At 52.7% G+C, this 25,565-nt stretch carries 21 protein-coding genes; 12 read left to right on the forward strand and 9 right to left on the reverse strand.

Annotated elements, in window-relative coordinates; all coding sequences use genetic code 11:
* Positions 1-5 precede the first annotated feature (5 nt).
* The 4 genes from RDM26_RS04835 to RDM26_RS04850 form a co-directional block, all read right to left on the reverse strand.
* Positions 6-1,394 carry a hypothetical protein gene (locus tag RDM26_RS04835; protein ID WP_307737881.1) on the reverse strand — a complete coding sequence of 463 codons (1,389 nt, stop codon included), beginning with the start codon at positions 1,392-1,394 and terminating at the stop codon, positions 6-8.
* A gap of 155 nt (positions 1,395-1,549) precedes the next feature.
* On the reverse strand, positions 1,550-2,296 hold the full coding sequence (locus RDM26_RS04840; RefSeq protein ID WP_307737882.1) for an anaerobic ribonucleoside-triphosphate reductase activating protein: 747 nt from the start codon (positions 2,294-2,296) through the stop codon (positions 1,550-1,552).
* Positions 2,289-4,112: a ribonucleoside triphosphate reductase gene (locus RDM26_RS04845; RefSeq protein ID WP_307737883.1), complete on the reverse strand. Its 1,824-nt coding sequence runs from the start codon at positions 4,110-4,112 to the stop codon at positions 2,289-2,291. Before RDM26_RS04845 ends, RDM26_RS04840 begins: the two co-directional genes overlap by 8 nt.
* A 250-nt stretch (positions 4,113-4,362) precedes the next feature.
* Positions 4,363-5,277, reverse strand: coding sequence for a phosphatase PAP2 family protein (locus RDM26_RS04850; protein WP_307737884.1), 915 nt, complete (start codon positions 5,275-5,277; stop codon positions 4,363-4,365).
* Between the two features lie 100 nt (positions 5,278-5,377).
* Here RDM26_RS04850 and RDM26_RS04855 point away from each other — a divergent pair, with 100 nt between their 5' ends.
* Positions 5,378-7,825, forward strand: coding sequence for a DEAD/DEAH box helicase (locus tag RDM26_RS04855; RefSeq protein ID WP_307737885.1), 2,448 nt, complete (start codon positions 5,378-5,380; stop codon positions 7,823-7,825).
* Between the two features lie 9 nt (positions 7,826-7,834).
* Here the strand turns inward: RDM26_RS04855 and RDM26_RS04860 are convergent, their stop codons facing one another.
* Genes RDM26_RS04860 through RDM26_RS04870 form a run of 3 tightly spaced genes read right to left on the reverse strand, consistent with a single transcriptional unit; the run spans position 7,835 to position 8,830 of the window.
* Positions 7,835-8,215: an Rv3654c family TadE-like protein gene (locus RDM26_RS04860; protein ID WP_307737886.1), complete on the reverse strand. Its 381-nt coding sequence runs from the start codon at positions 8,213-8,215 to the stop codon at positions 7,835-7,837.
* A complete protein-coding gene (locus tag RDM26_RS04865; protein ID WP_307737887.1) occupies positions 8,212-8,616 on the reverse strand; it encodes a TadE/TadG family type IV pilus assembly protein in 405 nt (134 codons plus the stop codon). The genes RDM26_RS04860 and RDM26_RS04865 overlap by 4 nt, the downstream gene beginning before the upstream one ends.
* 1 nt (position 8,617) lies before the next feature.
* Positions 8,618-8,830, reverse strand: coding sequence for a DUF4244 domain-containing protein (locus tag RDM26_RS04870; protein ID WP_024059604.1), 213 nt, complete (start codon positions 8,828-8,830; stop codon positions 8,618-8,620).
* A 147-nt stretch (positions 8,831-8,977) separates the two neighbouring features.
* On the opposite strand from RDM26_RS04870, the gene RDM26_RS04875 reads away from it, so the two are divergent.
* From RDM26_RS04875 to RDM26_RS04885, 3 genes are all read left to right on the forward strand, one after another.
* Entirely contained in the window at positions 8,978-10,396 is a 1,419-nt protein-coding gene (locus RDM26_RS04875; protein ID WP_307737901.1) for a glutamate-1-semialdehyde 2,1-aminomutase, read from the forward strand.
* A 157-nt stretch (positions 10,397-10,553) separates the two neighbouring features.
* Positions 10,554-11,945: a hypothetical protein gene (locus RDM26_RS04880; protein WP_307737888.1), complete on the forward strand. Its 1,392-nt coding sequence runs from the start codon at positions 10,554-10,556 to the stop codon at positions 11,943-11,945.
* Positions 11,946-12,662 (forward strand): hypothetical protein, encoded by a 717-nt coding sequence (locus RDM26_RS04885; protein ID WP_307737889.1) that lies wholly within the window; start codon positions 11,946-11,948, stop codon positions 12,660-12,662.
* 43 nt (positions 12,663-12,705) lie between these two features.
* Here the strand turns inward: RDM26_RS04885 and hisC are convergent, their stop codons facing one another.
* Complete coding sequence (hisC, locus tag RDM26_RS04890) at positions 12,706-13,761, reverse strand: histidinol-phosphate transaminase (RefSeq protein ID WP_307737890.1); 1,056 nt, start codon at positions 13,759-13,761, stop codon at positions 12,706-12,708.
* Positions 13,762-13,909: 148 nt separating this feature from the next.
* Between hisC and purB the strand changes: the two genes are divergently transcribed.
* From purB to RDM26_RS04905, 3 genes are all read left to right on the forward strand, one after another.
* A complete protein-coding gene (gene purB, locus RDM26_RS04895) occupies positions 13,910-15,355 on the forward strand; it encodes an adenylosuccinate lyase (RefSeq protein WP_307737891.1) in 1,446 nt (481 codons plus the stop codon).
* 229 nt (positions 15,356-15,584) lie between these two features.
* Positions 15,585-16,928, forward strand: a complete 1,344-nt coding sequence (locus RDM26_RS04900; RefSeq protein ID WP_307737892.1) for a hypothetical protein — start codon at positions 15,585-15,587, stop codon at positions 16,926-16,928.
* A gap of 176 nt (positions 16,929-17,104) precedes the next feature.
* Positions 17,105-17,377 (forward strand): cation transporter, encoded by a 273-nt coding sequence (locus RDM26_RS04905; protein ID WP_307737893.1) that lies wholly within the window; start codon positions 17,105-17,107, stop codon positions 17,375-17,377.
* A 31-nt stretch (positions 17,378-17,408) separates the two neighbouring features.
* Here RDM26_RS04905 and RDM26_RS04910 read toward each other — a convergent pair whose 3' ends face one another.
* A complete protein-coding gene (locus RDM26_RS04910; protein ID WP_307737894.1) occupies positions 17,409-18,068 on the reverse strand; it encodes a VTT domain-containing protein in 660 nt (219 codons plus the stop codon).
* Between the two features lie 132 nt (positions 18,069-18,200).
* Here RDM26_RS04910 and RDM26_RS04915 point away from each other — a divergent pair, with 132 nt between their 5' ends.
* From RDM26_RS04915 to RDM26_RS04935, 5 genes are all read left to right on the forward strand, one after another.
* Positions 18,201-20,768 (forward strand): flippase-like domain-containing protein, encoded by a 2,568-nt coding sequence (locus RDM26_RS04915; RefSeq protein ID WP_307737895.1) that lies wholly within the window; start codon positions 18,201-18,203, stop codon positions 20,766-20,768.
* 60 nt (positions 20,769-20,828) lie between these two features.
* Positions 20,829-21,656 (forward strand): thioredoxin domain-containing protein, encoded by an 828-nt coding sequence (locus RDM26_RS04920; protein ID WP_307737896.1) that lies wholly within the window; start codon positions 20,829-20,831, stop codon positions 21,654-21,656.
* Positions 21,656-22,516 (forward strand): cytochrome c biogenesis protein CcdA, encoded by an 861-nt coding sequence (locus tag RDM26_RS04925; protein WP_307737897.1) that lies wholly within the window; start codon positions 21,656-21,658, stop codon positions 22,514-22,516. The genes RDM26_RS04920 and RDM26_RS04925 overlap by 1 nt, the downstream gene beginning before the upstream one ends.
* Positions 22,517-22,614: 98 nt before the next feature.
* On the forward strand, positions 22,615-23,886 hold the full coding sequence (locus tag RDM26_RS04930; RefSeq protein WP_307737898.1) for an aminotransferase class I/II-fold pyridoxal phosphate-dependent enzyme: 1,272 nt from the start codon (positions 22,615-22,617) through the stop codon (positions 23,884-23,886).
* The gene (locus RDM26_RS04935) at positions 23,879-24,841 is read left to right on the forward strand and encodes a D-alanine--D-alanine ligase (protein ID WP_307737899.1); all 963 of its coding nucleotides are present in this window, start codon (positions 23,879-23,881) and stop codon (positions 24,839-24,841) included. Before RDM26_RS04930 ends, RDM26_RS04935 begins: the two co-directional genes overlap by 8 nt.
* Positions 24,842-25,565: the final 724 nt, after the last annotated feature.

The following is a 25,565-nucleotide window of genomic DNA, read 5'->3' on the forward strand; positions in this document are numbered from 1 at the left end:
GAAGTCTAGTAAGTGCTGTGGTCGGCCTGGCGCATAGTGAAACCGCGGCCAGTCTTAGAGTTCCAACAGTTCACGCCGGTGTATTTACCCACTTCACAGGCATAGTCACCGTTGTAGTAGACAGTGTCATAGGTTGCTTGGGTCTGGGGGTCTGTGCCATTTCCAGGGTCACAATGCTGATCTACTCCGCCCGCCGTAAGCTGCATTGCCCAGATATCATCACAACCCTGCTCCCACTGCCGCTGATAAATCTGGCAGTAAACTTCGTCAGAAAACATCAAGCAAGCAATATTACCGGTGGGGGTATAAAAACCGCGCTCTAGATAGACCGCTCCGGCGGGGATCGGTTTCCCGGTTTCTATCGGAGTTTCAGTAGTGGTAACCGTAGTTTCCATTACCGTAGCAGTCCGGGTGGCATCGCTTTGGGACTCACTGGCGCTCGCTTGCCCTTTATTGTCCCCCCGGGAAGAAACAATCCAGGTACCCACAATCGCCAGCCCGATCAACGCCACCACTAGCAGTACCGTCAATATAATAATCCCCCAGCTGCGGCCGGATTTTTCCGGTTGCGAACTCTCCCCTGCCGGATTTTGGTAGGCCGGGAAAGGGGAATAGGCAGCTGGCGACGGACTCATTATTGGTTGCCGGGGCGGCTCCGGATAGGCGGGCTCCGCATATACCGGAGAAGCATAAGCGGGAGGCATGGCCGCGGGAGCAGCCATTACCGTCGGATAATCCGCAGCCGTTTGCGCAGAAGAGCCCGGATTTGCTACCGGCAAGCTTCCCAGGCGAGTAGCATCATCGTCATTTTCTTCGTCACTGCCTGGGATTTGGGGCGACTGTGCGCTTTCGCTGGGGGGTTCGGGGCTTTCTCCCGCTGTCTCCGCGGCCGCACTAGCCACCGGGCTTTCTGCTAGCTCCTCGGTTTCTGCTGCTGCACCCTCTGCGGCCGCGGCTACTTCGTCTGCCCGCTCAGTTTCTACCGCTTGATCAGTGGTTTCTATTTGCTCGGTAGCTTCAGTTTCACTTTCCGGATCGGTAGGGGGAGCAAAGGCTAGGGTCGAAGAGTCTGCGGATCCGGGTTCCTGCTCTGCCTGGTCGCCTTCGGGATCGCTATCTTTTTCGCCGGAAGCTGCCTCCGCAGCCTCCTGGCTGCCTTTTGCTAACGCTTCGGTGCCAGCAAGACCGTCTCTACGTGCAGCTACCACCGCTTTTACCCGGTCATCGCCTACGTTTTCCAACCAATCTAGCAGATCCGGATAGGCATTCGGGTTCGCCGCGACCTCCGCATAAACCTCGGGATGTTGCGCAGATATCTCGAACAGTTCATTGGCGTTAGTTTCCGAAGCTAACGCGCGCTCGCGCAATTCCTTTAAATCATCACTATCAGTCATGGCTTACCTTTGAGGTTGGGACAACACTGTTCTTATTCTAACCGGCAGGCGGCGTCCGTGGCTCAAATCTGTAAAAACCAACCTGGAGGAAAACCCTGACCCCCAGATTCTATTGATGAAAGTGAAACCAAAGCGCACCTGAGTTACCAGCGTCCTCAAGCAGGCCGGAAAGAAAACTTTTCAAACCCCAAAGAGTCGATTTCCTCAGCCCAGGTTTTTACTTGGCTATCCCAACCTTGAGCCTCAGCCTTAAAATCTGGGGAAGCACCCAACTCGCGTGCCTGCTGTAAGGCAAAGTTTTTTACCCCTCGCGCCACTAGATCGCGCGCCAACTCCAGCACTTTTCCGGGGTGGCCGGGGTAAACAGTTAGCCTAACTTCATAGTCGATGCCGCTGGCCAAAAGCATCTCCAGGCAGGCGAAAGCCTTATCCCCGCCGGCTACCCCAGTTACCTGCCGGTAGTCGGCGGGCAAGGCTTTAATATCTAGCCCCACCCAATCGAGCAGACCTGCCACCAACATTGCTTGCAGGCGCGTCGGATAAGCTCCCGCCGCGTGCAGCCCCACCTGAAAACCTTGAGCCTTTACCCAGCGGGTAGCGGGAATCACCGCTGCCTGTGCCAGGGCTTCCCCGCCGGAGAACACTACCCCGTCAAGTAGCCCTTGGCGGCGCCCTAGTAACTCTTCTAGCTCGGCAAACGGGACTGCGCCGGGTACTAAAAAATCTAAGATTTCATAGTTTTGGCAATAGGCGCAGCGCCAAGGACACCCCTGGCAAAACACGCTCGCCACAATCTTTCCCGGCCAGTCCACGGTAGAAAACGGGACTAGCCCCGCAATGTTAAGCTGCCTCGCCTGCCCCAGCAGACTCGGCTCCCCGTTAGCTGTCGAAAAATCAGACACCGGCTAACTCTTGCGAGAAAGTAGTGCGCTCGGCGTACTCGCTCTGCTTGCCGGTATTGAAAGAGGTAACCGGACGGAAATATCCCATAACCCGCGTCCACACCTCACAGGGCTGCTCGTGGTTGCCTTCCTGGGCACACTTGGGACAATCGAAATGTTCACCCGACAAATACCCGTGGACTGGGCAAATTGAGAAGGTGGGGGTGATCGTAATATAGGGCAGCTTGAAGTTAGCGAGCGCCCGATGTACCAGGGTCTTGCAGGACTGAGCGGAGTTCATTGCCTCCCCCATATACAGGTGCAACACGGTGCCCCCAGTGTATTTACCTTGCAGTTCCACCTGTTCCTCTAAAGCTTGGAACGCGTCCTGGGTGTAGCCTACCGGCAGTTGCGAAGAGTTGGTGTAGTAGGGCGCGTCCGCGGTACCAGCCTGAATAATCCCAGGGAAGCGTTTGGCGTCCTCTTTCGCAAAACGGTAAGTGGTGCCTTCAGCCGGAGTGGCCTCCAGGTTGTAGAGGTGACCGGTTTCTTCCTGTAGCTGCACCATCCGTTCCCGGATGTGATCTAATAGGTCGGCACACATTTTATGCCCCACTTCCCCGGTAATATCTTCCGCGTCATCAGTGAAGTTACGTACCATCTCGTTCATCCCGTTTACCCCAATAGTGGAGAAATGATTATCGAGAGTACCCAGGTAACGGCGAGTATAGGGGAAAAGACCCGAATCCATATGCCAGGAAATAACTTCCCGTTTCTTCTCTAGAGACTGGCTGGCCAGATCAATCAAGTGATCGAGCCGGCGGGTGAGCCCTTCTAGATCACCCTTATAGAGATAGCCGAGGCGCGCCATATTGATGGTCACTACCCCTAGGGAGCCGGTTTGTTCCGCCGAACCGAACAGTCCGTTGCCTCGTTTTAACAGTTCGCGTAGGTCTAGTTGCAAACGGCAGCACATCGAGCGAATCATATGGGGATCCAGATCCGAGTTCAGGAAGTTCTGGAAGTAAGGCAGGCCGTATTTAGCGGTCATGGCGAATAGGCGTTCGGTGTTAGGGGAATCCCAATCGAAATCGGGAGTGATGTTGTAGGTGGGGATGGGGAAGGTAAACACCCGTCCATCGGCATCCCCGGCGGTCATCACTTCAATGAACGCCCGGTTGATCATCTCCATTTCTGCCGCCAGATCCCCGTAGGTGAAGTCCATCAGTTCCTCCCCAATCAAGGGATATTCATCTACCAGATCATCCGGGCAAGTCCAGTCGAAAGTCAGGTTAGTGAAGGGGCACTGGCTGCCCCAGCGGCTAGGCACGTTCAGGTTGTAAATCAGTTCCTGCATACATTGGTAAACCTGCTCGTAATCCAGGTTATCTTTGCGGATAAATGGCGCCATATAGGTGTCGAAACTAGAGAAAGCCTGCGCCCCTGCCCACTCGTTTTGCAAAGTTCCCAAGAAGTTTACGATTTGCCCGCAGGCGGAGGAAAAATGGCGAGGCGGATTGGAGGCAATCGCGCCGGGAACCCCGTTAAAACCTTCCTGCAGCAGCTGCTTTAGGGACCAGCCGGCACAGTATCCGGCGAACATATCCAGGTCGTGAATATGGTAGTCACCCTCACGGTGTGCCTGCGCGATTTCGGGAGTGTAAATCTCGTTTAGCCAATAGTTGGCGATCAGTTTACCGGAAGAGTTAAGGATTAGACCCCCCAATGAATACCCCTGGTTCGCATTAGCGTTTACCCGCCAATCAGCTTTTGATAGATACTCATTTACGGTCTGAGCGGGATCAACCAGGTGTTTCATTTTCGTTTGGGGTGCCATTTTTATCCTCTTCTGGTTCCTTCAAGTTCTTCTTGTTTGTCTACGGCTTCGTAGCCACCGCTATCGACTATAGGCATACCCGCGCAGAAACAGGTAAAGACACACGAGATATAGTAGGTTTCCTAAATGTTAACCACTAGATATTGTGTTTGCGTTTATTCTTCTCATATTTGCTGGCGGGGGCGGAAATAACCTCTAGCGCAAACTATTGGGAGTGTTCTAAGTCCTAAAACCCATTGGGGCAAAAGACCTAGGCGGGGGCAGAGGGCGATTTTAGGGTGCGCATTCCGGCTCGCGCGACCTCGAAAATGAAAATCCAGCAGGCTCCGGCGAGGGCGAGCACGGTTCCTCCTGCCAGCAAGAGGGCGAGCTGGTGACGCGAAGCCGCGAGTTCCCGCAGGTCACTGCTGGCGCTGGCGGCAGAAAAATAGGGGCTGCCGGCACCTAGTTGAAAATAACAGTAGGTGACCATCACTATTCCTACTACAAACATGATCACCGCGAAGAAAGTGACTATCCGTCCTCGCCACAAGGCTCGCCGTCCCCGCTCTCCCCCCAGCTCCAGGGGAGAAAGCAGCAGAGAGAACACGGCTACTACGCAAATCGCGGCGAAGACGTCAGAGGGACGATGCCAACGCGCTACGATTACCGCTAAAGCCACTAACCAGAGCACCAGTGCCGATAGATAGGTGGCTACTTCCCGCCAGCGATCAGCCGCCACCATCACCAGCGCTACCGCGGCCGCTCCTGCGGTCGTAGTGTGACCAGAGGGGAAGGAATTCGTCATATAGTAGGTGATTCCGAGAGCGGGGCGAGATAGCAAATAATGCTTGAGAACCTGGGTGGTTACCGTGGCTGCCACCACCATCACTAGCATCCGGGCACCCAGAGCAAAACGCCGTCTTACCAGGGCAACTATCACTGCCGCCGCGATTAGCGGTACCAGAATAAATAAATACCATTCCCGCAGCAATACTTGATCCCAAGGCGCAAATGCGCCGTTGAGTTCCGATAGCGCAAACATGGCCAAGGTATCAGTAGCCTGCCCCGCGCGGGTGCACACAAAAATCAAGTAACAGGCTACAAACAACAAGACCGCAAATAGCGCTACCGAAAAACGACGCACGTAACCGGCAGTCAGTCCCCTTCTCAGCGCGCTAGTCATGCTTTAACCTTATTTTGTCACCCCTGTGGTTTCCACAACCAGAGGGATTTTGGGCGCAGACTCTAATTAATAATATTTTCACGTCAACAAGGAGACCCCGGTGAGTATCGCTGACCTGGCGAACGGATTACGTTCCTTTAGCAGCGACCAGTTGCTCTACGAAACCGTGTTACCTGCGCGGCGCCCCAGCTTCGCACCCTGGCCGAGTTGGGTAGGCAAAGATCTACCGGCAGGACTTAAAGCCGACGGAATCGAACGTCTTTGGGAACATCAAGTTAGCTGCGCAAATGCTTTACATAGTGGGCGGGATGTGATTCTTACTTCCGGAACCGGGTCCGGTAAATCTTTGGCGGCATGGCTGCCGTTCTTGGCGCAGCGCCATAAATCCCTGTTAGGCGTCCGTCCCACCGCCCTCTACTTAGCACCTACCAAAGCCTTAGCTCGTGACCAGGCGACAGCTTTAACCCACTGGGCAAACCTGGCCGCACTGGATCTACAGGTCGCCCCGGTAGATGGCGACAGTCCTGCGGAAGTTAAAAAGTGGGCGCGCGCAGGTGCCGAGGTGGTGCTGACCAACCCCGATTTCCTGCATTACGCATTGCTACCCCATAACGAGCTTTGGCGCCCCTTTTTGCGGGGATTATCGCTGGTGATCGTGGATGAGGCACACTATTACCGCGGGGTATTGGGGGCAAACGTGGCCTTGATTTTACGTCGCCTGCGTCGTCTGGCTCGTAAATACCAAGCTGAACCGGTCTTTGCTTTACTGTCGGCTACTACCGCTAATCCGGAAGCTCATGGGGCTAATATGTTGGGGCGAGGACGCTCGCTAGAGGTTATTGACCGCGACGCTTCCGCCTGTGGTGCCCGCACGGTTTTCGTCTGGCGCCCACCGCTAATCGAGGATAGTGACCCCGCTTCCTGGGAAGATGAAAATCTTTGGGAAACCAGTGAGGGGGGCGGCTCGTTTAGCAGCGCCGCGGCAGGAAAGGAGCCAAAAGTAACTGGAGGAGCCGCCGACCAGAGTGAGGCTGCGGCGGCAGAGGGGCCACGCTATCCCGCCATTTGGGAAGGCGGACGCCTGCTGGCTCAGCTAGTAAATAGCGGAGGGCGAGTTTTGACCTTTGCGCCCTCGCGGCAGGGAGTAGAAACTATTGCCCAGATCGCCCGGGATCAGCTAAGTACCCGTAACCCGGGGTTAATGTCGCGAGTGGCCGCCTATCGCGGCGGTTACCTGCCCGAAGAGCGCCGAAAGTTAGAAAAAGAGTTACGCACCGGTACGCTGCAAGGCCTGTCAGCAACCTCTGCCTTAGAACTGGGAATCGATATTTCCGGACTCGATGCCACCATCACCTGTTCTTGGCCGGGAACCCGCGCCAGTTTCTTTCAGCAACTTGGTCGTTCTGGTCGCTCCGGGCAAGAAGGCTTAGGCATCTTGGTGGTTTCCGATAATCCTTTAGACGATTTTCTAGCTCACCACCCGGAAGAGATTTTTCGCTCCGCCGAGCAAATAGTTTTCGACACCGAAAATCCCTTTGTGTTGGCTCCCCAATTGCTGTGTGCCGCGGCAGAACTTCCTTTAACCAGTGAGGATACTGCTTTATTTGGAGAGGCTAGCGCCCAGATTATGACACAGCTTCGCCAGCAAGGATTGCTGGTAGATCGCCCGGGGGGACTTTGTTTCGATATCACCAAACGATTTTCACCCTGGCAGGCAGTAAAACTTCGCGGAGAGGGCGGCCAAGTACAAATTATTGAATCAGAAAGTGCCCAGGTAATTGGCACGGTTGATAGTTCTCGGGCGGACAGCGTGCTGCACCCGGATGCGATTTATGTGCATCAAGGCCGCGTCTGGCAGGTTTCTCGCCGAGATGACGATATCGCGGAAGTGGTTCCCGGGCCGAAGAAGCTACGTACCCGCCCCAACACGGATACCAGTATTTCGATTACCTCAGAAGAAGCCGCCCCGCTGACCCCTGCGCCGACAGTTAGCTGGCATTACGGGCGGATCGAAGTGCAAACCCAGGTTACTTCTTTTGACCTATTGCGCCTGCCGGGTCATGTTTATCAAGCTACTTTCCAATTGGATTGCCCCACCCGCACCTTGCAAACTACCGGCACCTGGTTCACGCTAACAGAAAAGCTTGTTAAGCAGCTGCAGCTAAACGAAGAACAGCTGCTGGGTGGGGGGTTGCACGCAGCCGAACACGCCCTGATTGGTTTACTTCCCTTGGTGGCTACCTGTGACCGTTGGGATCTGGGGGGATTATCTTTAACCCAGCATCCTCAAACTGGACTGCCCACGGTGTTTATTTACGATGGCACCCCCGGAGGTGCCGGTTTTTCCCGGCAAGGTTTTCGTCAGCTAGAAACCTGGCTAGATTTAACCTATCGGCAAGTCAGCGCTTGTCCCTGCAAGCAGGGGTGTCCGCGCTGTATCCACTCCCCCAAGTGCGGGAATGGAAACGAAATGCTTTCTAAATCTGCCGGACGGGATCTTTTAGAGTTCTTACTTAGCAGCTTTGGTTCGGCCGGCACTGCCAGATAAACCAATGTTTTAAGGGGGATTAATGGCGGGGCCGGCTCGGGAATGAGCTTTAAGCTGCCAGTTGAAAACGGTTTTTATCCGCACCGAAACTTGCACGTCCCTAACGCGCAAAATACAGGAATCTAAGGACACCGCATTTTCTCGGGCAACCTGAGTAGCCACGGCACAGGGAGCGTTCGCGGTGCCATAAAAGTGAGCCTGGGCGGCGGCTAGAGCCACGAAGTCAGCCCCCGTTTGTGCCCGTGCCTTCGCACTTAAGGCTCCTCCTAATAGTCCAATCCCCACCGTCAAAGCCGCTAGCAAACAGATAAATCCTACCGCCCAAATGGTGGCCGATCCCGCCTCCGCCGTTGTGGGGGATAGCTGGGCGCGACTATTCCCGGTTTTCACGGCGCTATTCCCATCGCCAACTCTGGTTCCTTTAGCGTGCTGGCTTTACAAGTCACCGCGGGTAAAAAGTTTGCTTTCCCCACCAGGTTTTTGCTGGCCGCGGCGCGCACCCACTGCCCACTACTGTCTACGGTCACCCCGATGGAGCCACCACCTGACCACGTTTTTCCGATGCTCGCCGCGCGCGCTGCCGTCCGCGCCGCGTCACAAGTTTGCACCTTTGCAGCGCCAGCTACCCCAGCGCCTAAACCCATCACCGCTACCGCCACCAAGGCAGGCAGGGTCAAAGCGGTTTCGACAGTGGCGTAACCACCCTGACAATCCCGATGCATTTGCCACAGTCGGCGCAGCCATCTAATAAACTGCGCCGACTGCGGATGTTTCCCAAATATTGTTGTCACTTTAAATCGAAAGTGCTTGTTTAATAATTGCAGTTAACGCGCTTTTTATCCCTCCTCCCTTAATGACTGCCATCAACAGACCAGCGAAGGCGGCTGCCGCTAAAGTACCGATGGCGTATTCGGCGGTGGTCATCCCGTCCTCTTCAGTTCTTAGCCGCGCAATTGCCTGCCGGGTTTGCGCCCAAACCAAGGCGCGCAACGCGAAATCTTTCATTCCTTCCCCTTTCCGGTTCCCCCGCCGGTTCGGCCGGAGGTGGTATCAGCTTCGCGCAGGCAGGAAAAAACCGAGATACCTACAATAATGTTCTGTGTAAAGGCCGCAATTATCGCCTCTTGGGGACATGTGGGCGATAATGGGCGCATGAGTGAGCAAGAACCCTTAACCGATAAAGAACTATTTGCCCAAGCCAAAAAAGCGATCCCCGGGGGAGTTAACTCTCCGGTTCGCGCCTATGGAAGCGTGGGCGGCACTCCGCACTTTATTAAAGAAGCGTTCGGAGCGTATATACGTGACGAGGAAGACAACACTTTTGTGGATCTAGTGGGGTCTTGGGGGCCAGCGCTACTGGGACATTCTTGCCCCCCGGTAGTACACGCAGTGCAAGAAACTGCCGCTAAGGGTCTTTCCTTTGGTGCCCCCACGGTAGGCGAAACCAAGTTAGCGCAGGCGATTACCGCCCGTATGCCCGCTTGTGAGCAGGTGCGCATGGTTTCTACTGGCACCGAAGCCACGATGACCGCGATTCGTTTGGCACGCGGGGTAACCGGACGTGACCTAATCATTAAGTTTGCCGGTTGCTACCACGGTCACTCCGATGGACTGCTAGCTGCGGCTGGGTCGGGGGTGGCTACTCAGGGACTACCGGGCTCTGCAGGGGTAACTGCCGCAGTCGCTGCCGAAACTATCGTGCTTCCCTATAACGACTTTGACGCGCTCACCGAAACCTTCGAGCGCAAAGGCGAACAGATCGCGGCAGTTATATGTGAATCCTGCCCCGCCAATATGGGAGTCGTACCGCCACTGCCTGGTTTTAACCAACATATTCGCGCTCTTACCCGCAAGTATGGGGCGTTAATGATTACCGATGAGGTGCTAACTGGTTTCCGGGTAGGACCTTCTGGATACTGGGGATTGCAAAACGATTATTGGATAGACCTTCCCGCTAAACTTCCCGATTTTTCCGGCGAGGACGAGCTGGCTCGCTGGCGGGCAGGCGAGCTCGAAAAAGCAGAGTTCGTACCGGATCTCTTTACTTTCGGCAAGGTGATTGGCGGGGGCATGCCGCTAGCGGCTCTGGGAGGCTCCCGCGAAATCATGGAGCAGCTTTCACCGCTCGGCCCGGTTTACCAGGCAGGCACCCTTTCGGGTAATCCTTTGGCTACTGCTGCCGGACTAAAAACTCTAGAACTTGCAGATCACACCGTCTATGCCCGCACTAGTGCAGTTGCCGATGCCCTCATCGGGGCGATCGAGCAGGAGGCCAAAGAGGCGGGGGTTGCCCTGAAAATTAACCGGGCGGGCAGTTTGTTCTCCGTGTTCTTTGGAGAACTTCCCGCACAAGACGGAGTAACCAATTTCGAACAGGCCAATACGCAAGAAACTTTCCGTTACCGCGCCTTCTTCCACGCGATGGAAGAGGAAAACATTGCCCTGCCGCCTTCGGGATTTGAAGCCTGGTTCGTATCTTCGGCTCACGATGATCGGGCAGTAGGACGGATTTTGGAGGCCTTACCTTCCGCGATGCAAGCTGTGGCCGAAGCTGAAAGCAATGATAGTTAAGTTAAAATTGTTTACATTGTTACTCTAATCGAAACCTCATCACCCCAGGACTTTAGTCGCTTTTGATTGAATTCGATTAAAAATCTATCGCTATACTTTAATGTTGTGATACACTATTAAATGTATTAATGGGTTGGGTAGGAAAGTTCCGATTACTATGAGCATTCTGCGCAAGATCAGCAGTTTTGCTGCCACTATCCTAGTGGCAGCAGCGCCGCTGTGCATTGGCTTCTGCTCTGCTCCCTTCGCGCTTGCTACCCCTGGCGACACGCCAGCCACCAGCACTTCCACTACCAACCCAGCTGGCCAGACCCAGGATCTTAACGACTGGACAAAAAAGAATTGCCCGGGTGGATCCGAGTTTGTTAATGACATACACGAAAACACCCCGATTTATTTAGGCTATGCGGACGGGAAAACCTACCTGGGGTACACCAATACCACCTGGCAGTCCCGGGTAGATCCCAGTAATCAGTTCATTGATGCCCGAACCCTTAAAACCGTAAATGAAAAGGGTGAAGAAGTCACGACTTACAAGTCCAAGTTTGGTACCTGCGTACGGGTTGCTTCCGATGAAAACGGGCAGGCTGTCGCCCCAGTTTATTATGGAACGATATTTACCTCAGATGAGTCAGCCCTGACCTCCTCTGGTTTTAGTGATAAGACTCAGACCGTTTTCCAGGTGACCGAAGTGAAGAATTGGGATCCGGGAACGAAAGTAGAGTCCTGGTCCAACCAGTCTGGTGGCGGCTACCAAGAAATGCCATACTCCCAGGCTAAGAACAGTTCGGACAGTGGATTTAAGAACCTGCTATTAAGCAAAGAAGACTCGATTAGTCTGCGTTTTAGCCAAGCTGGCTTTTATACCGTCTACCTGAAAGCCGTCACTACCGACCCGAAGAATCCCAACAAGCCTTACCAGACCGAAATGGCCTATACCTTTATTGTCGGCAAAGAGGCTTCGGTTCCTAAAGATCTTCAGGATATTGTCGATGGAAAGGATGAGGGAGGATCAGAAAATCCCCCTACTCCCGATCCGGGAGAAACTACCCCTGATACTCCGGATCCGGAGCCGGGTGACGGGGAACATGGTGGAGGCACCCATCCGGGAACTACCCCCAGCCCGAAGCCTGCAGCTGGCGCAAATGGTGCGGCGCGTAACTCCAACGTGTCTTCTTCTTCGCGACTGCAAGCCAGTTCGCAGCTAGGAGGAACTAACTTGGCGCGCACTGGTGGCTCGCTAAGTCGCGCCCAGCTGCCGCAACCTCCAGCAAATGCCTTCCCCACCCTGCCCGACCCGGCAGCTGGTTCTTCCCCGGCAGAAAATCCCGCGGGAACTGATCCCGGCTCTGCCGCTGCTGACGGCTCCAATTCGGGTAGCCAAACTAATAACGACAATCCCTTGAAATTCCAGGCAGATAGTACCTCTACCGACCTGGCTACTAAGCAGTGGATTCGTTCTTCCTCTCTAGCCGTATTTGCCCTAGGTCTGGGAGCTGCCGGGCTGACCGGTATCGGATTACTTATTTTTTCCCGCCTACACCCCTAAATGAAAAAATCCTTCCGTAACCGGGTGCGAGATTACCGGTTAAAGAGAGAAAAAGATCAGCCGCTGGATCAAGCCATCTACATGACGATAGCTACCGGTAGGTTAGAACCGTTGCTCCGCTCCCTCGCGATCTACCCCGTCTATAGCAGTGGCGAAATCCGCTCGCAAGGAGACTCCCAATTTTTAGTTGCCTACGCAACCCACCTGCGCTCCCCAGCGTCCTCCACAGTTAACGCCGCCCTCTTAACTGAACATCTTGATTCGATCCGCGAGGACGCCGACGACTCTCAGCGAATAGGTGCCCTCCTTAACCCAGGGGGACAGTTTGAGATCACTTTAGAAGCCGATGATCTCCCCCGTTTAGCATCCCTAGTAGCGGGGATTCCTACCGAAGACGCCCTCACCCCGATCGCTTCGGAATCCTTAGAGGTCACCCCGGCAACCAGTGAACACGCTCAAATGCTGGTTTCTTTGGTACCCGAGCTACCGATACCAACCGGACTCGCGCTGCAGGCTTTAACTGCCAGCTTTCAGGGATTTAACCCTGGTAGGTGGCCCGTGGTTTTTCTGGTAGACAGCGGGGGAGTTCCCCAAACGATACCGGCTATCCTGAAAGAACAGCTCACCCGCAAGCTTCCCCAAGCCATCTTGGTAGATCCCGCCGTACCTGATTGGCGGCGTGACCTATTTTGGGGCTACCGGGAATTACTTACCTAAAAACTGCCGGCTCAATACCGGCAACGCTTGACCAAACAACGATTTATCTGGGTTTTATGCTGCTAATAGCCGCCAAGAACTGATCATTTTCTGCCCGGCTACCAATAGTTACCCGCACGCCCTCGACAAATCCCCGCGTTTGTACCCCCTGAGAAAGCGCTGCCGCCTGAATCTGCTCCCCTACCGACCCGGAAAACCAGATAAAGTTGCCGCCTGCCTGCGGGATTGTCCAACCAAGATTACGTAATTCACTAAGAACCCGCTCGCGCTCCTTACAGATCTGAGACACCTGAGAGCGCATAGCCTCATTATCGGCCAGTGCCGCCAGGGCGCAAGCTTCCGCCACCGCCGAGAGTCCAAAAGGAGTTCCCACTTTGCGGATCGCTTCCGCGAGCAGCGGGCTAGTTAAACCGTAACCACAACGCAAGCCAGCCAATCCGTAGGCTTTCGAAAACGTGCGTAGCACCAGCAGGTTAGGGAAATCCGCGAGTAAAGTCGCACCGTCAACGTGACCGGGGGAAGTATCAAACTCGAAATAGGCTTCGTCCAAAACCGCCAACACCTGCTTAGGCAAAGCCGCCAAAAATTCGCGAACCTGAGTCCCGGTCAAAGAAGTCCCCGTAGGATTATTCGGGCTACACAGGATAACCGCCGCCGTGTTTTCGTCTACCGCGCTTAAAATCGCGTCCAGGTCATGGCTGCCGTCACTATTAAGTGGGATCTGGCGTGGCGAGGCGCCGGTGATTCCCACTAGAATCGGGTAGGCCTCAAATGAACGCCAGGCATAGACCACGTTATTTCCTGCCTGTGCCACGGCGCTTAACGCATTCGCTAGCACCTGAATAGATCCCGGGCCTACCACCACCTGCTCGGGATTTAACCGGTAATGCACCGCCAATTTTGCTACCAGATTGCCGCCAATAGCATCCGGGTAGCGGTTAGTGCTGGCCAGAGCCTGCTCCCCGGCCTCGATAATCGGCTTTGCCGGGGGAAAAGGGAGCTCGTTACTGGATAGTTTTACTACTTTTCCGGCATCGCCTTTGCCGGCAACATAGGCGGGCAGGTCACAAAGTACCTGCCGTAATCGAACCTGACTCATAACTTAAGTGTGCCTTTTTTCTGCCCGCGGCGCTTTCAGGTTTCAAAATTGTCCGCGGATCCCTGATCGCGCCAGACTTACCCGCCTCTAACTTCGCCCTTGCCTCGGGAAAGAACCTACCCCGCCGCCTCGTGCCATAATAGGGGTTATGCAAACCCTTTTTGATGACTGCTTTAATTTCGCCGAAACCGATATTGCTTTAGGCCCCTTAGATGGGCGCTACCGCTCCCAGGTTAGTGCGCTTACCAACTACCTTTCGGAACCGGCTTTAAACCGCTCCCGGTTATTAGTCGAGGTAGAGTGGCTAATTTTCTTGGCCGAAAACCAGGTATTGGAGGGGGTAAGCCCCTTTAACGAGGACGAAAAACGCTATTTGCGCTCGCTGATCACTAGTTTTGGCGAAGCCGAAGTAACTGAGCTTAAACAAATCGAAGCTGAAACTAAACATGACGTGAAAGCTGTGGAGTATTTCCTGCAAGCCCGCCTGCGCGGCGCTTCGGAAGTTCTGGGGAACACTTCCCTGCCTAACTATCTGGCAGCGGTGCATATTTTTTGTACTTCTGAGGATATTAATAACCTGGCCTACGGAATTGGGATTAAAGCGGCGGTAGAACAGGTGTGGCTACCGCAAGCGCGCCAGCTGGTTGAGCAGCTTTCGGAGTTAGCTCGTCAGGCGGCCACGGTTCCCATGCTGGCACATACTCATGGGCAACCGGCCACCCCGGTGACTTTAGGTAAAGAGATGGCAGTGTTTGCCCACCGGTTGCGCCGCCAGCTTTCCCGGATTGAAAAAACCGAATACTTGGGCAAGATTAATGGCGCTACCGGTACTTGGGCGGCACATAAAGTGGCGGTGCCCAGCGCTAACTGGCCGCAGTTATCGAAGTCGTTTGTGGAACATTTGGGTCTTTGTTGGAATCCGTTGACTACTCAGATTGAATCACACGACTGGCAAAGTGAGCTTTATAGCGACTTGGCACGCACTAACCGGATCCTGCATAACCTGGCAACCGATTGCTGGAGTTATATTTCGATGGGTTACTTCCACCAGAACTTGGCGGCACAAGGCTCCACGGGGTCTTCTACGATGCCGCATAAGGTGAATCCGATTCGCTTTGAAAACGCGGAAGCTAACCTGGAGATCTCCTGTGCGCTGCTAGAAACTCTGGCGCAGACTTTAGTTACTTCGCGCCTGCAGCGTGATTTAACGGATTCTTCTACCCAACGCAATATTGGGGTTGCTATCGGCCATTCCCTGCTTGCGCTATCCAATCTTCAGGGAGGTTTGCGGGGATTGGATGTGGCGAGCCAGGTAATGGCGCGCGACCTCGAACAGAACTGGGAAGTACTGGGCGAGGCCGTACAACAGGTGATGCGGGTTGAAGGACTAGCCGGGACTCCCGGGATGGATAACCCATATGAACGGCTGAAAGAGCTGACTCGTGATAGCAAAGTTGATGAGGCAGTGATGAAAGAGTTTCTAACTTCATTAGGACTTTCTGAGGACGCCGAGTCTCGGTTGCTGGCACTCAGCCCCAAAACCTACTTCGGATACGCTAGCGAACTCGCCACCGGGGAAGCATTAAAAAACTAATACTTACCAGGCGGTAAGTATTGAAAAGAAGCATTTTCTGGGCGAATTCCCAATATTTTAGGCGCCCTAAGCAAAGCATTTAAGCTGGCACCAGCACTTTATGATGTATCTCACTTAAATGAGACAATTATCAGCTGGCAATTTATTAACCAAGCGGTAAGATTAGAACTGGTACCAGATAAATGGAGCGTTCCCAATAACGGCTCCGCAATAGATGAGGGATTTAATCATGAGGCTTAAGAACTTCGCCAAGACCCTAGTTTCCGGGGTTTGCGCAACGGCATTAATACCTGCCGGTCTCTTAGCGGTCGCGGCGGCCGGTAACCTGGCAGAGGAATCTCCAGCCGGTAACCTTACGGTATCTACCTCGGTCGCGAACACTCCCAAGTTCTTAACCGGATGCATTGGCTCAGATCAATTGGGCTATGAAAATGTGCGGATTAATAAACTCCCTGCTGGTAAAGATTGGTTTTTAACTGTTTCCGACTCTGACCAAAGCCCGTTTGCCAGTCGCGACAGCTACACAAACCCCAATGCTGGCGGATACATGTATACCTTTGATCCGGCCGCTAACGATAGCTCGCGAGCATTACAAGGCTCGGTAGGAAGCTCGGGTCTCGGACTGGGTGGCACCTACCACTTTAAGAGCTCAGTAAAAGATCTACACCCCTGGGTATTCGTTCAACTTGAGGACGAGATCTACGGAGCTTTGAAAGTCAGCACTGGCTGCGAATATGATTTCAGCACCGTTTTAGAAAATAATACTTTTGATAAGTACCTGGAAATCAAAAAGTTCCTAGTGAATCCGCAGGCGGTCAAGCACGATTGGAATCCGCTATTAACATTGCACCAGTTCCGCGCCCCGGAAGCAGCCGACTTCAAGGTGCTGGATACTCGTCCCGCCCCGCAACCGTCAACTGACCCGGACACTGAACCCAGTAATCCTGATGTCCCCGAAGTTCCTGACACTCCCGAGACTCCTAAACCCGCTGAAACTCCTGATAGTTCTGGAGCACCGACGGTAGAACGCCAGGCACCTACGCTTGATGCTGCGTCAAAGAACAAAGGCTCTAAAGCAAGCAAGCAAACCGCTCCGAGTGCCCCGGCAGCCACTGCGCCTAGTTCACCAGCCCAGCAGGCAGCTCCTCAGCAACAGGCTACAAATCCGGCTCCTGCACAGCCCGCTCCGGTACGCACCATTATTCAAAATCGGGATAATACTCGCACCGTAACCGTTCCCGGTCCGATTCGTTACCGGGAGGCTTCCACAACTTCCTCCAATAACGCAAGTAATAACAACTCTTCTACCACCGCGAACAACTCCGCGAAACCGGCTCAGGAAGGGTCCGGAAACGCGCAGGAAGCAACTGGCAATGGGACCGCCAGTCAAGTTCAGGGAGTAGAAGAACCCAAGGCGGCGCCCTCTGCGCCCGCCGCGGCTAGAGATGCCAATGTGAACCCCAGCGTGGTTGACCGTATGGGCGGACTGGGTACCATTGCCGCGATCGCAGTTCTTGGGTTAATCGGCGCAGGTGGCGCCATAGCCCTGACCAGATCGTTGATGAACGGTTAAGTCCACTGGGAACTGGACTTAACGGTTTCTAGACTGGTCAGGTACGGGACAGGAGATTCCCTCAATCTCCTGTCCCGTATTGCTATCTCTAGCCCTTGTTAACACCCAGCATTGCAAAGCTGGTACAAGAGATTAAACTTTAGGCTAAGTAGGATTAATAGAAAAGAGGATGCAACATGCGGTTTTTCCCAACAAACCGACCCGGCAAAAAAGCCAACGATCGCACTATCGATATTTTGGTCAACGGGATGACTTGCCAAAAATGCGTAGAGCATGTCACGGAAGCTTTGGAGAGTTTAGAAAGCGTCAAACGGGTGTCAGTGTTGCTGCGCAGTAACGAGCCCAGCCAAGTCACCGTCCTCACCGATTACGAAATCGAGGACGAAACTATCCGTGACTGTATCAAGAACGCTGGTTACGAAGTAGTAACTATTGAACGTGACGAATAATCGTTATCGTATTTAGAGGTCTTAAATCGTATTAATTTGCGGCTTTTTGCTTGCTGGATCGAGTTTTGAAGTAGCTTACTACCATCGGTAGTACCGAGATAGCTACAATCGCAATTGCGATTACCTCAACGTTATTGGCTATCACCGGGATATCTCCCAATAGTACCCCTGCCAGCATAAAAGCTGCGATCCAGAGAGCGGCACCCACCATATTCCAGATTAGGAATAAGCGGTAATTCTGTTTGCCAATCCCGGCAATGATGGGGACAAAGGTACGAACAAATGGTACAAACCGCGCTAATACTAGCGCCACCCCACCGTAGCGACGAAAGAAATCCTCAGATTTGTGCATGTTTTCGGTTGATAAATAGCGGGCATCATCTTTGAAAAGCCGCCTGCCATATTTACGTCCTAACCAGTACCCCACCATATTTCCGCAGATAGCAGCGATAAAAAGTATTAGGAAGGTTAACCATTCCGGCACCCCAGGTATCCGGTTATGCAAAATGCCGAGGGCAAAAATCATCGAGTCACCCGGAAGTACCGGGAATAAGACCCCAGACTCAATGAAAACGATGAGCGCCACCGCAGCCACCATCCAGCCACCAAGTTCCGCTAGCAGGGTGTTGAGCAGGAGATTAGGGTCGGTAAGATAATCCAAAGCTCCCGCGGCTACTACAGACGCAAACATTCGTCCTCCTGAGAGTAATTCATAATCCTTTCTCATCCTAAACGAGCGCGCCCAGAAGCGAACAGGCTAGAAAGCAGGCTGGGCGCAAGCTCACATCTAGGTATGTACCTTGATTACACATAGAATCAAGACATGAGTATTTCGGGAGGGACGGCGAACCCACTGCTTGATCGACACCTCACCGAAATTGTCGATACTAAAAACTCCCGTTTGCGGCGCATCGATGACCTGGCTCGTGCCGGGGTGTACCTAGTGGTGATCGTGTTGGTAGTGCTAATGGCTATCTACGCCCAGGCCACTACCCAAGCAGTTGCCCAGGATTTGACCAAAGTATTCGTAAACACCACTTTGGCGCAGATTCTGCTCCTTCCGCTTTCCATGTTGCAAAACCTATTTATCTTGGCAGCCCCGATCGCTTTAATAGCTATGTTGGCGCTGCGTCGCCAATGGGTACGCACTTTTCAAGCCGCTTTTACTGCTGTAATCGGGGGAATGGTAGCTTTAGGCGCCTCCGCTTTGATTTCCGCTCTTCCCTACGTATTTTCCAATGCTTTGAAAGTGTGGTCAGTTGAGGGATCAATAGTCGCAATCTCTATTCCCTTTACTTCGGTTGTGGCCATGATGACGGTGGCAGGTGAACGCCGACGTGACCAACTATTGCGAGTGCTGTGGGTAATAACCTGGTTCATTTTAGTCTTAGCGGTCTTACAGGGACGTATGACCTTACCTTCCGCGCTAATCACCGTATTTTTAGGCACTCTAACCGGTTGTCTGGGACGTTACCTCTGGGGGGTACGCAACTACCGCCCGACGGGACGAGCCTTAATTACTGCCCTTATCCAAGTGGGGATAACTCCCCGGATGATTTTACGTCTCGATCCCCCCACAGAAGGTGACCTGCTAAGCGTCGAAGAGGTTACCTTCACTACCGAAAACGGTTCCCTGGTACTAGTGGGCGATATGAAAAGAAAACTGCTAGACGTTGATCCAGTTTTAGAACTAGCTACCTTTGCCGGTAGCGATCTTAAATCCTTTACGGAAACGGTAAGACCCGGCGAAAGGGTTTATAGCGTAATTGCTGACAATAACCGTCGATACCGCATGGTAGCAACTGACGGAGATTCCCGTCTTTCTACCTGGATCACTGGAATCTGGACGAATCTGCGTCTACGTTCTTTTTCCAAATCAACCGCTGCCACGGTGCGACAAAACGGGGAATATACGGCTCTCATGGGAGCGATGACCACCCGGGCACAACTTAATACTCGCCCGTACCACGGCCTAGCTCACTATGGAAGCACCATGCTCAATATCTTCGAGGACGATGTTTCCTTACGCCCCTTCGCTAGCCTCTCTCCCTCCGATATTTCGGAGGAACAGCTACATTCTGCCTGGTCACAGCTGTTAAAAGCGCATCAAAATGGCCTGGCTCACCGTAATATTAATGCGGAAAACTTATGTTTAGGCTCTGATGGATCTTTATACTATCTAAACTGGTCTGACGGAGAAGTCGCAGCCTCCAAAATGTCAATTCTAATTGACCAGGTACAGTTGCTAGTTCTAACTAGTCTTTACCTCGGAAAGGATCGGGCGGTCGCCGCGATGCGAGCAGTGCTTCCCTCTTCCCAAATCGAAGCTATGGTGCCAGTACTGCAAACTTTGGCTTTGCCTTCCGCAACTAGACAAAAACTTCGCAAGAGCCCGCTACTTTCAACCCTGCGCCAGGAGCTGCTTTCCAAAGCCGACACTGATCCTGCCGCCGTTCCCCGAGCCCAGTTACGTCGCTTTTCCTACTCCTCTTTGCTATTTACTGCCTTGGGAGTTATGGCAGTACTGATTGTTTTAGGTTCTTTAAACTTCCAAGAAATCTATGCCACTATTTCTACCGCTAACGCCTGGTGGATTCTCATCGGCGCTTTCTTTTCTGTGGCTATGAGTAGCGGGCAAGCACTTTCCTTGCAAGCAGTAACCCCGAACCGCTTAGGCTACGGCGAGCTATTCTTACTACAGTTGGCGGGTTCGGTAACCTCGTTAGTAGTACCCGCAGGGGTGGGAGTGGGCGCCCTTAACCTGCGGTATCTAACCAAGAAAAATATGACCGGCGCCCTCGCCCTCGCAACCGTTTCCTTAATGCAACTGTTCCAGTTTGTAATTACGGTAGCGCTGCTAGCAGTCATGGTGATGTTTACCGGTACCTCTATGAACGTGCGTCTGCCTTCGTCGACAGTATTGGCAACTGTCTTGTCGATAGTGGCACTGTTAGTGGCCGGCTTTGCCCTTCCAAAGGTACGTAAATGGATCTGGGCTAAAATCCAGCCCACTTTTCACCAGGTTTGGCCGCGCCTAATCTGGATTACTTCTAGTCCGCGCAGAATGGCTTTAACCACCCTGGGATGTTTAATGCAGACTGGCCTGCAGGTAGCAGCCTTTTATTGTGCGCTGGCCGCATTTGGCTACCATTTGCCGATAGCTACCATTACCGTTACATTCCTAGTATCAAACACTTTGGGTTCTATGATTCCCACCCCTGGCGGACTCGGCCCGGTGGAAGCAGCCCTGACTGGTGGTTTGCAAGTGGCAGGCGTACCGGGTGCAATCGCCCTATCTGGAGCCTTGCTGTATAGGTTACTTACTTTTTGGATGCGTGCCCCGATTGGTTGGCTCGCGATGCGGTACCTGCAGCGACGTGACGTGCTATAACTAACTAGCTCGCTTCGCCTAATCTACCTTAGGCTAGAGGTGAAGAAAGGTATTAAGTTTATGAGTGACTCCCTGAACCCGGCATCTAATAAAAAGAAACCAGCCGCCGTAATGATACTTACGCTGCTGGCTATCTCGTTGCTGGTGTTAGTGTTTTTCATTGCCTACTATCTAGGTTCTAACAATGATAGTGCTGCTAGCTCCAGTCAGACTCCCGTATCTACTCAAAGTGGACAAAGCTCTCAGTCGACGGAACGCCAAAGCGAACAGCTTCCTGAAGGAGTTACTGCCGTCAGCGAGGAACAGGCACAAAAGGTAATTAAATCTTTTTATCGTAACGATGAGGCGGATCCGCGGGCAATCGGTGATCCCAAAGCTCCAGTTACTATGGTTCAGTTCTCTGATTTTTCCTGTCCCATGTGTTACCAGTATGAATCAGCTGTTTTTCCGCAACTGAAACCGTATATAGACAACGGTACCTTGCGTATAGAGTTCAATAACTTTTCAATTTTCGCCTCGCAATACCATTCTGACCTAGCAGCTGCCGGATCAATCGCGGCAGCTCAGCAAGGGAAGTTTTGGGAGTATGTAGAAGCTGCTACCAAGCTAGCGGCTCAAGATGGTAATGGTCATATCAGCTGGAACAAGCAACTAGTCACCCAGGTTGCCCAAGCTAGCGGGGTGAGCAACTTATCTCGCTTTAACCAAGATCTAGCGGCCGATGACACCGCCACCACGGTCAAAAAGGAGACTTCTGCCGCCCAAGCAGTAGGACTCGGTGGCACTCCCGCATTTTTCATAAATGACTATGTAATCACCGGCGCTCTGCCCGCTGATAGCTTTATCCAAACTATTGAAATTGCAGCAAAAACGGCTAAGACACGCTAATGTCAATTAACTTTACTATCGCCTACCTCGGGGGGTTAGTTACTTTCCTAGCTCCCTGTGGTGCATTTTTACTTCCCGCCTTTTTTGCCTGTGCTTTCGAGGATCGCTCGCGCCTCCTGCAACGAATTTTAGTATTTCTAACTGGGTTGGTTATTGCCTTAGTACCTTTAGGGTTTGCTGCCGGAGGACTTGGCGGCTGGTTGCTTTCTAACTCGCATCTGCTCACCCTAATAGTCGGGGTGATAATTACTGTTTTAGGTATCGCCCAAGTATTAGCGCTGCCTTTACCTAAACTGCCTTTACCCAGGGCTTTAGGAGGCGCAACTCGCCCTAGCGTTATTGGCATTTTTCTTTTTGGTATTTCTTATGGACTAGCTGGCTCCGGTTGTACCGGCCCTATCCTGGGGGCAGTACTTTCAGCCGCCACCCTAACCGGTTCTGGTTTGCGCGGCGGCGCGCTGATGTTTTGGTACGCCCTGGGAATGTTCACTCCGGTGGCATTACTCTCCCTAATCTGGGGTTCCTTAACTGCCCGGCAACAGCGCTTATTCCACCCTCGTCCGCTAAAGTTTTTAGGTCGGCAAACCACTTGGGGTTCTCTAGTATCCGGTTTGGTGTTTACGTTAGTGGGCGTGCTGTTATTGATCACTGGGGGTACCAACGTTAGCTCCCTACTCACTTCCGGCCAGCAAGTAACCTTGGAAACCAAGATCACTAAGCTAGCGGGAATGCTTCCTGACTTTCTTTTGCCTTTACTTATAGTTTTATTAGTAATATTTTTCGGAACCTTGGTTTGGTATTTGCGCGGTCAGCAGCAGAAATCCCCTGAGGATAACGATTCGAAATCTTCTGTCCAGTAAAGGGGTTTTACTCGCTTTTTGCGCTTTTTCTAGCTTTGGCTTTGGTCACCTGGCTTCTTCGTGCGAAAATAGCAATTAATCTAGTAAAGGAGACGTAAATGAGCGCGCAAAATCATGGAACCCATCTCGACCTTTGGCAGGATTCCTACGCAGCGCGAGCTCATAACCTCCGCGAATCTGAGATTCGGGCATTGTTTTCCGTGGTTTCTCGTCCCGAGGTGGTGTCCCTTGCGGGAGGGATGCCCAATATTCATGATCTTCCGCTAGCAAAACTAGCTAATAGCGCCCAGCAGTTGGTGCTCGAGCACGGCGAACAGGCGATGCAATATGGTGGCGGTCAAGGGTGGGCACCTTTGCGCGAATCTATTACCGAAGTCATGGCCGCTGAAGGCATCCACGCCAACCCGGATAATGTGGTGATTACCACCGGATCTCAACAGGCATTAGACCTGGTCACTCAGCTTTTTATCGAACCAGGGGATGTTATTTTAGCCGAATCGCCATCTTATGTAGGAGCGCTAGGTGTCTTTAAAGCCTACCAAGCGGATGTACGCCATATTCCCCTAGATGAAGATGGTTTGATTCCTGAAGAGTTTGCCCGCACCGTAGAGCAGGTTCGCGCGGAAGGTAAACGGATTAAGTACCTCTATACCATCCCGAATTTCCATAATCCCGCTGGTGTTTCCATGTCCCCTTCGCGGCGGAAAGAACTAATGGAGCTGTGCCGCAAATATGAAGTCTTGGTTTTAGAAGATAACCCCTACGGCCTGCTAGGTTTCGAGGGGCAAACCATGACTCCCTTAGTAGAACTCGCACCGGATCTTGTAGTTTACTTAGGTTCTTTTTCGAAAATATTCGCTCCCGGTTTTAGGATCGGTTGGGCTTACGCGCCGCCAGCGGTAAGAGACAAACTAGTGGTTGCTTCAGAATCTGCGATTTTATCGCCCTCTATGGTAGGCCAGATGGCTATTCATGCCTACCTACGTGATTATGATTGGCGCGGACAGATAGATGCCTACCGGCAGATGTACCGCGGTCGTCGCGACGCCATGCTAGCCGCTTTACATGATTACCTACCCGAATGTACCTGGACAGTGCCCGAAGGTGGTTTCTATACGTGGCTTACCCTCCCGGAAGGACTAGATTCTAAAGCTATGCTAAATCGGGCAGTTAGTGAACTGGTTGCCTATACTCCGGGAACTGCTTTTTATGCCTCAGACCAGGGGCATCAAAATATTCGACTCTCATTTTGTTATCCCACCCCGGAAGAGATTCGCGAGGGCGTGCGCCGGCTAGCGAAAGTGGTTCATCGGGAAATGGAACTGGTTAAGCTATTTGCTTCCCAGCAGAAAGGTAAGAGCAATGACTAATGACGCTACCTTAAAAATTGCGATTATTACCGGTGGCCAGCTACATGAACGGGAGGTTTCCCTACGGTCTGCGAATCGAGTAGCTACCCAATTACGCCGGTTTGGACACGAACTAAAAAGTTTAGAACTTGACCGGGATTTACTTAATTCTTTAAGAGACTTCAAACCCGACGTGGTGTGGCCAATTATCCACGGTCGCGAAGGCGAAGATGGTTCCCTCCAGGACTTATTAGAGTTAAGCGCACTAGCATATGTGGGATCCGGTCCTAAGGGCTGCCGGATTTCTCTTTCCAAACCGGTTGCAAAATCGGTAGTCGAAAAAAACGGGCTGCCTACACCACTATCAGTAGCGCTTCCTCAGATTCTATTTCGTCAGGTAGGGGCAGATACTTTGCTCAAGGAAGTTTCCCAGCGTTTGGGATATCCGCTGATGGTGAAACCTTCTCGGGGTGGTTCTGCTATGGGAATTACCTATGTAGAAGATGAGGACGGATTGCGCACGGCGATGGTCAATGCGTTTGCCTATGATGATGAGGTACTGATTGAACGCTTTATTAAGGGACGTGAAATTTCGGTATCGATCGTGGAAGAACAAGGCACTGCCCGGGCGCTTCCGCCGGTGGAAATCCGCACCGATGCGGGTCGATATGATTTCGATGCCCGATATTTAACTGGCCGGACTGAGTTTTTTGCTCCCGCTCCTTTAGCGGCCGATTTAGATCAATCGATTAGAGCCTTAGCCTTGGAATGTCACCGAGTCTTGGAGTTAGAAGACTTTTCGCGTATTGACTTAATTGTTGATGCTGACGCAAATCCTTGGTTCATCGATGCTAATGTGGTTCCGGGGATGACCGATACTTCTTTATGGCCACTGGCAGCTGATGCTGATGATGGCTTTGGAAAATTGGTTAATAGCATTACCCTCCAGGCCGCTTGCCGGGGGCAACGCAGCTAGCCAACAAGAATCGCTTGGCTGGTGATGCCGGTGTTAGCTGTGAAGCCTACTTACTGAGTTGCTCGAGTAGGTGGGTCAGGCGTTCCAGATCAGCCTCGTCAGCATATTCAATAACCAGCTTACTAACTGTCTTTCCGGGTTTAAGCGATACTCGGGTATCGAGAATCTCTGTCCAACGTTCCTGAGTAGCTGCTTGACTAGGGGAGAGTGCAAGTTCGCGACGTTTTCCACTCTTACGGGTACGTACCGGGGCTCCGCGTACATTTCCCAGAGCCACAATTTCTTCAGTAGATCGTACCGATAGTCCTTCAGCGATGATGCGCTCTGCCAGGTATTCTTGGTCGCGAGGATCTGTGACTGCGAGCAATGCTCGCGCATGACCTGCAGAAAGAACGCCTGCTGCCACCTTAGGTTGTACGCTGGCTGGCAGTCGTAGCAAGCGTAAAGCATTAGTAATCGCCGGACGCGACTTTGCGACTCGCTTAGATAGCTCTTGTTGGGTACAGCCAAAATCTTCCATCAATTGCTGATAGGCAGCCGCTTCTTCTAGCGGATTAAGCTGTACTCGATGCAGGTTTTCAATCAGCGCATCCAACAACATTTTGTTATCGTTAGTCTCGCGAACAATGGCTGGAATCCGCATTACCTTTGCTAACTGACACGCACGTAGACGCCGTTCCCCCATTATCAGTTCGTATGCCGTCTTCTGCTTGAAAAAAAACAT

The sequence above is a fragment of the uncultured Varibaculum sp. genome (assembly GCF_902489465.1).
GTDB lineage: Bacteria > Actinomycetota > Actinomycetes > Actinomycetales > Actinomycetaceae > Varibaculum.

Coding starts and splice junctions, on each gene's coding strand:
- RDM26_RS04900 (WP_307737892.1), top strand. CDS start 15,585: ATGAGGCTTAAGAACTTCGCCAAGACCCTAGTTTCCGGGGTTTGCGCA.
- RDM26_RS04925 (WP_307737897.1), top strand. CDS start 21,656: ATGTCAATTAACTTTACTATCGCCTACCTCGGGGGGTTAGTTACTTTC.
- RDM26_RS04875 (WP_307737901.1), top strand. CDS start 8,978: ATGAGTGAGCAAGAACCCTTAACCGATAAAGAACTATTTGCCCAAGCC.
- RDM26_RS04850 (WP_307737884.1), bottom strand. CDS start 5,277: ATGACTAGCGCGCTGAGAAGGGGACTGACTGCCGGTTACGTGCGTCGT.
- RDM26_RS04885 (WP_307737889.1), top strand. CDS start 11,946: ATGAAAAAATCCTTCCGTAACCGGGTGCGAGATTACCGGTTAAAGAGA.
- RDM26_RS04870 (WP_024059604.1), bottom strand. CDS start 8,830: ATGAAAGATTTCGCGTTGCGCGCCTTGGTTTGGGCGCAAACCCGGCAG.
- RDM26_RS04930 (WP_307737898.1), top strand. CDS start 22,615: ATGAGCGCGCAAAATCATGGAACCCATCTCGACCTTTGGCAGGATTCC.
- RDM26_RS04835 (WP_307737881.1), bottom strand. CDS start 1,394: ATGACTGATAGTGATGATTTAAAGGAATTGCGCGAGCGCGCGTTAGCT.
- RDM26_RS04880 (WP_307737888.1), top strand. CDS start 10,554: ATGAGCATTCTGCGCAAGATCAGCAGTTTTGCTGCCACTATCCTAGTG.
- purB (WP_307737891.1), top strand. CDS start 13,910: ATGCAAACCCTTTTTGATGACTGCTTTAATTTCGCCGAAACCGATATT.
- hisC (WP_307737890.1), bottom strand. CDS start 13,761: ATGAGTCAGGTTCGATTACGGCAGGTACTTTGTGACCTGCCCGCCTAT.
- RDM26_RS04910 (WP_307737894.1), bottom strand. CDS start 18,068: ATGTTTGCGTCTGTAGTAGCCGCGGGAGCTTTGGATTATCTTACCGAC.
- RDM26_RS04920 (WP_307737896.1), top strand. CDS start 20,829: ATGAGTGACTCCCTGAACCCGGCATCTAATAAAAAGAAACCAGCCGCC.
- RDM26_RS04845 (WP_307737883.1), bottom strand. CDS start 4,112: ATGGCACCCCAAACGAAAATGAAACACCTGGTTGATCCCGCTCAGACC.
- RDM26_RS04915 (WP_307737895.1), top strand. CDS start 18,201: ATGAGTATTTCGGGAGGGACGGCGAACCCACTGCTTGATCGACACCTC.
- RDM26_RS04905 (WP_307737893.1), top strand. CDS start 17,105: ATGCGGTTTTTCCCAACAAACCGACCCGGCAAAAAAGCCAACGATCGC.
- RDM26_RS04935 (WP_307737899.1), top strand. CDS start 23,879: ATGACTAATGACGCTACCTTAAAAATTGCGATTATTACCGGTGGCCAG.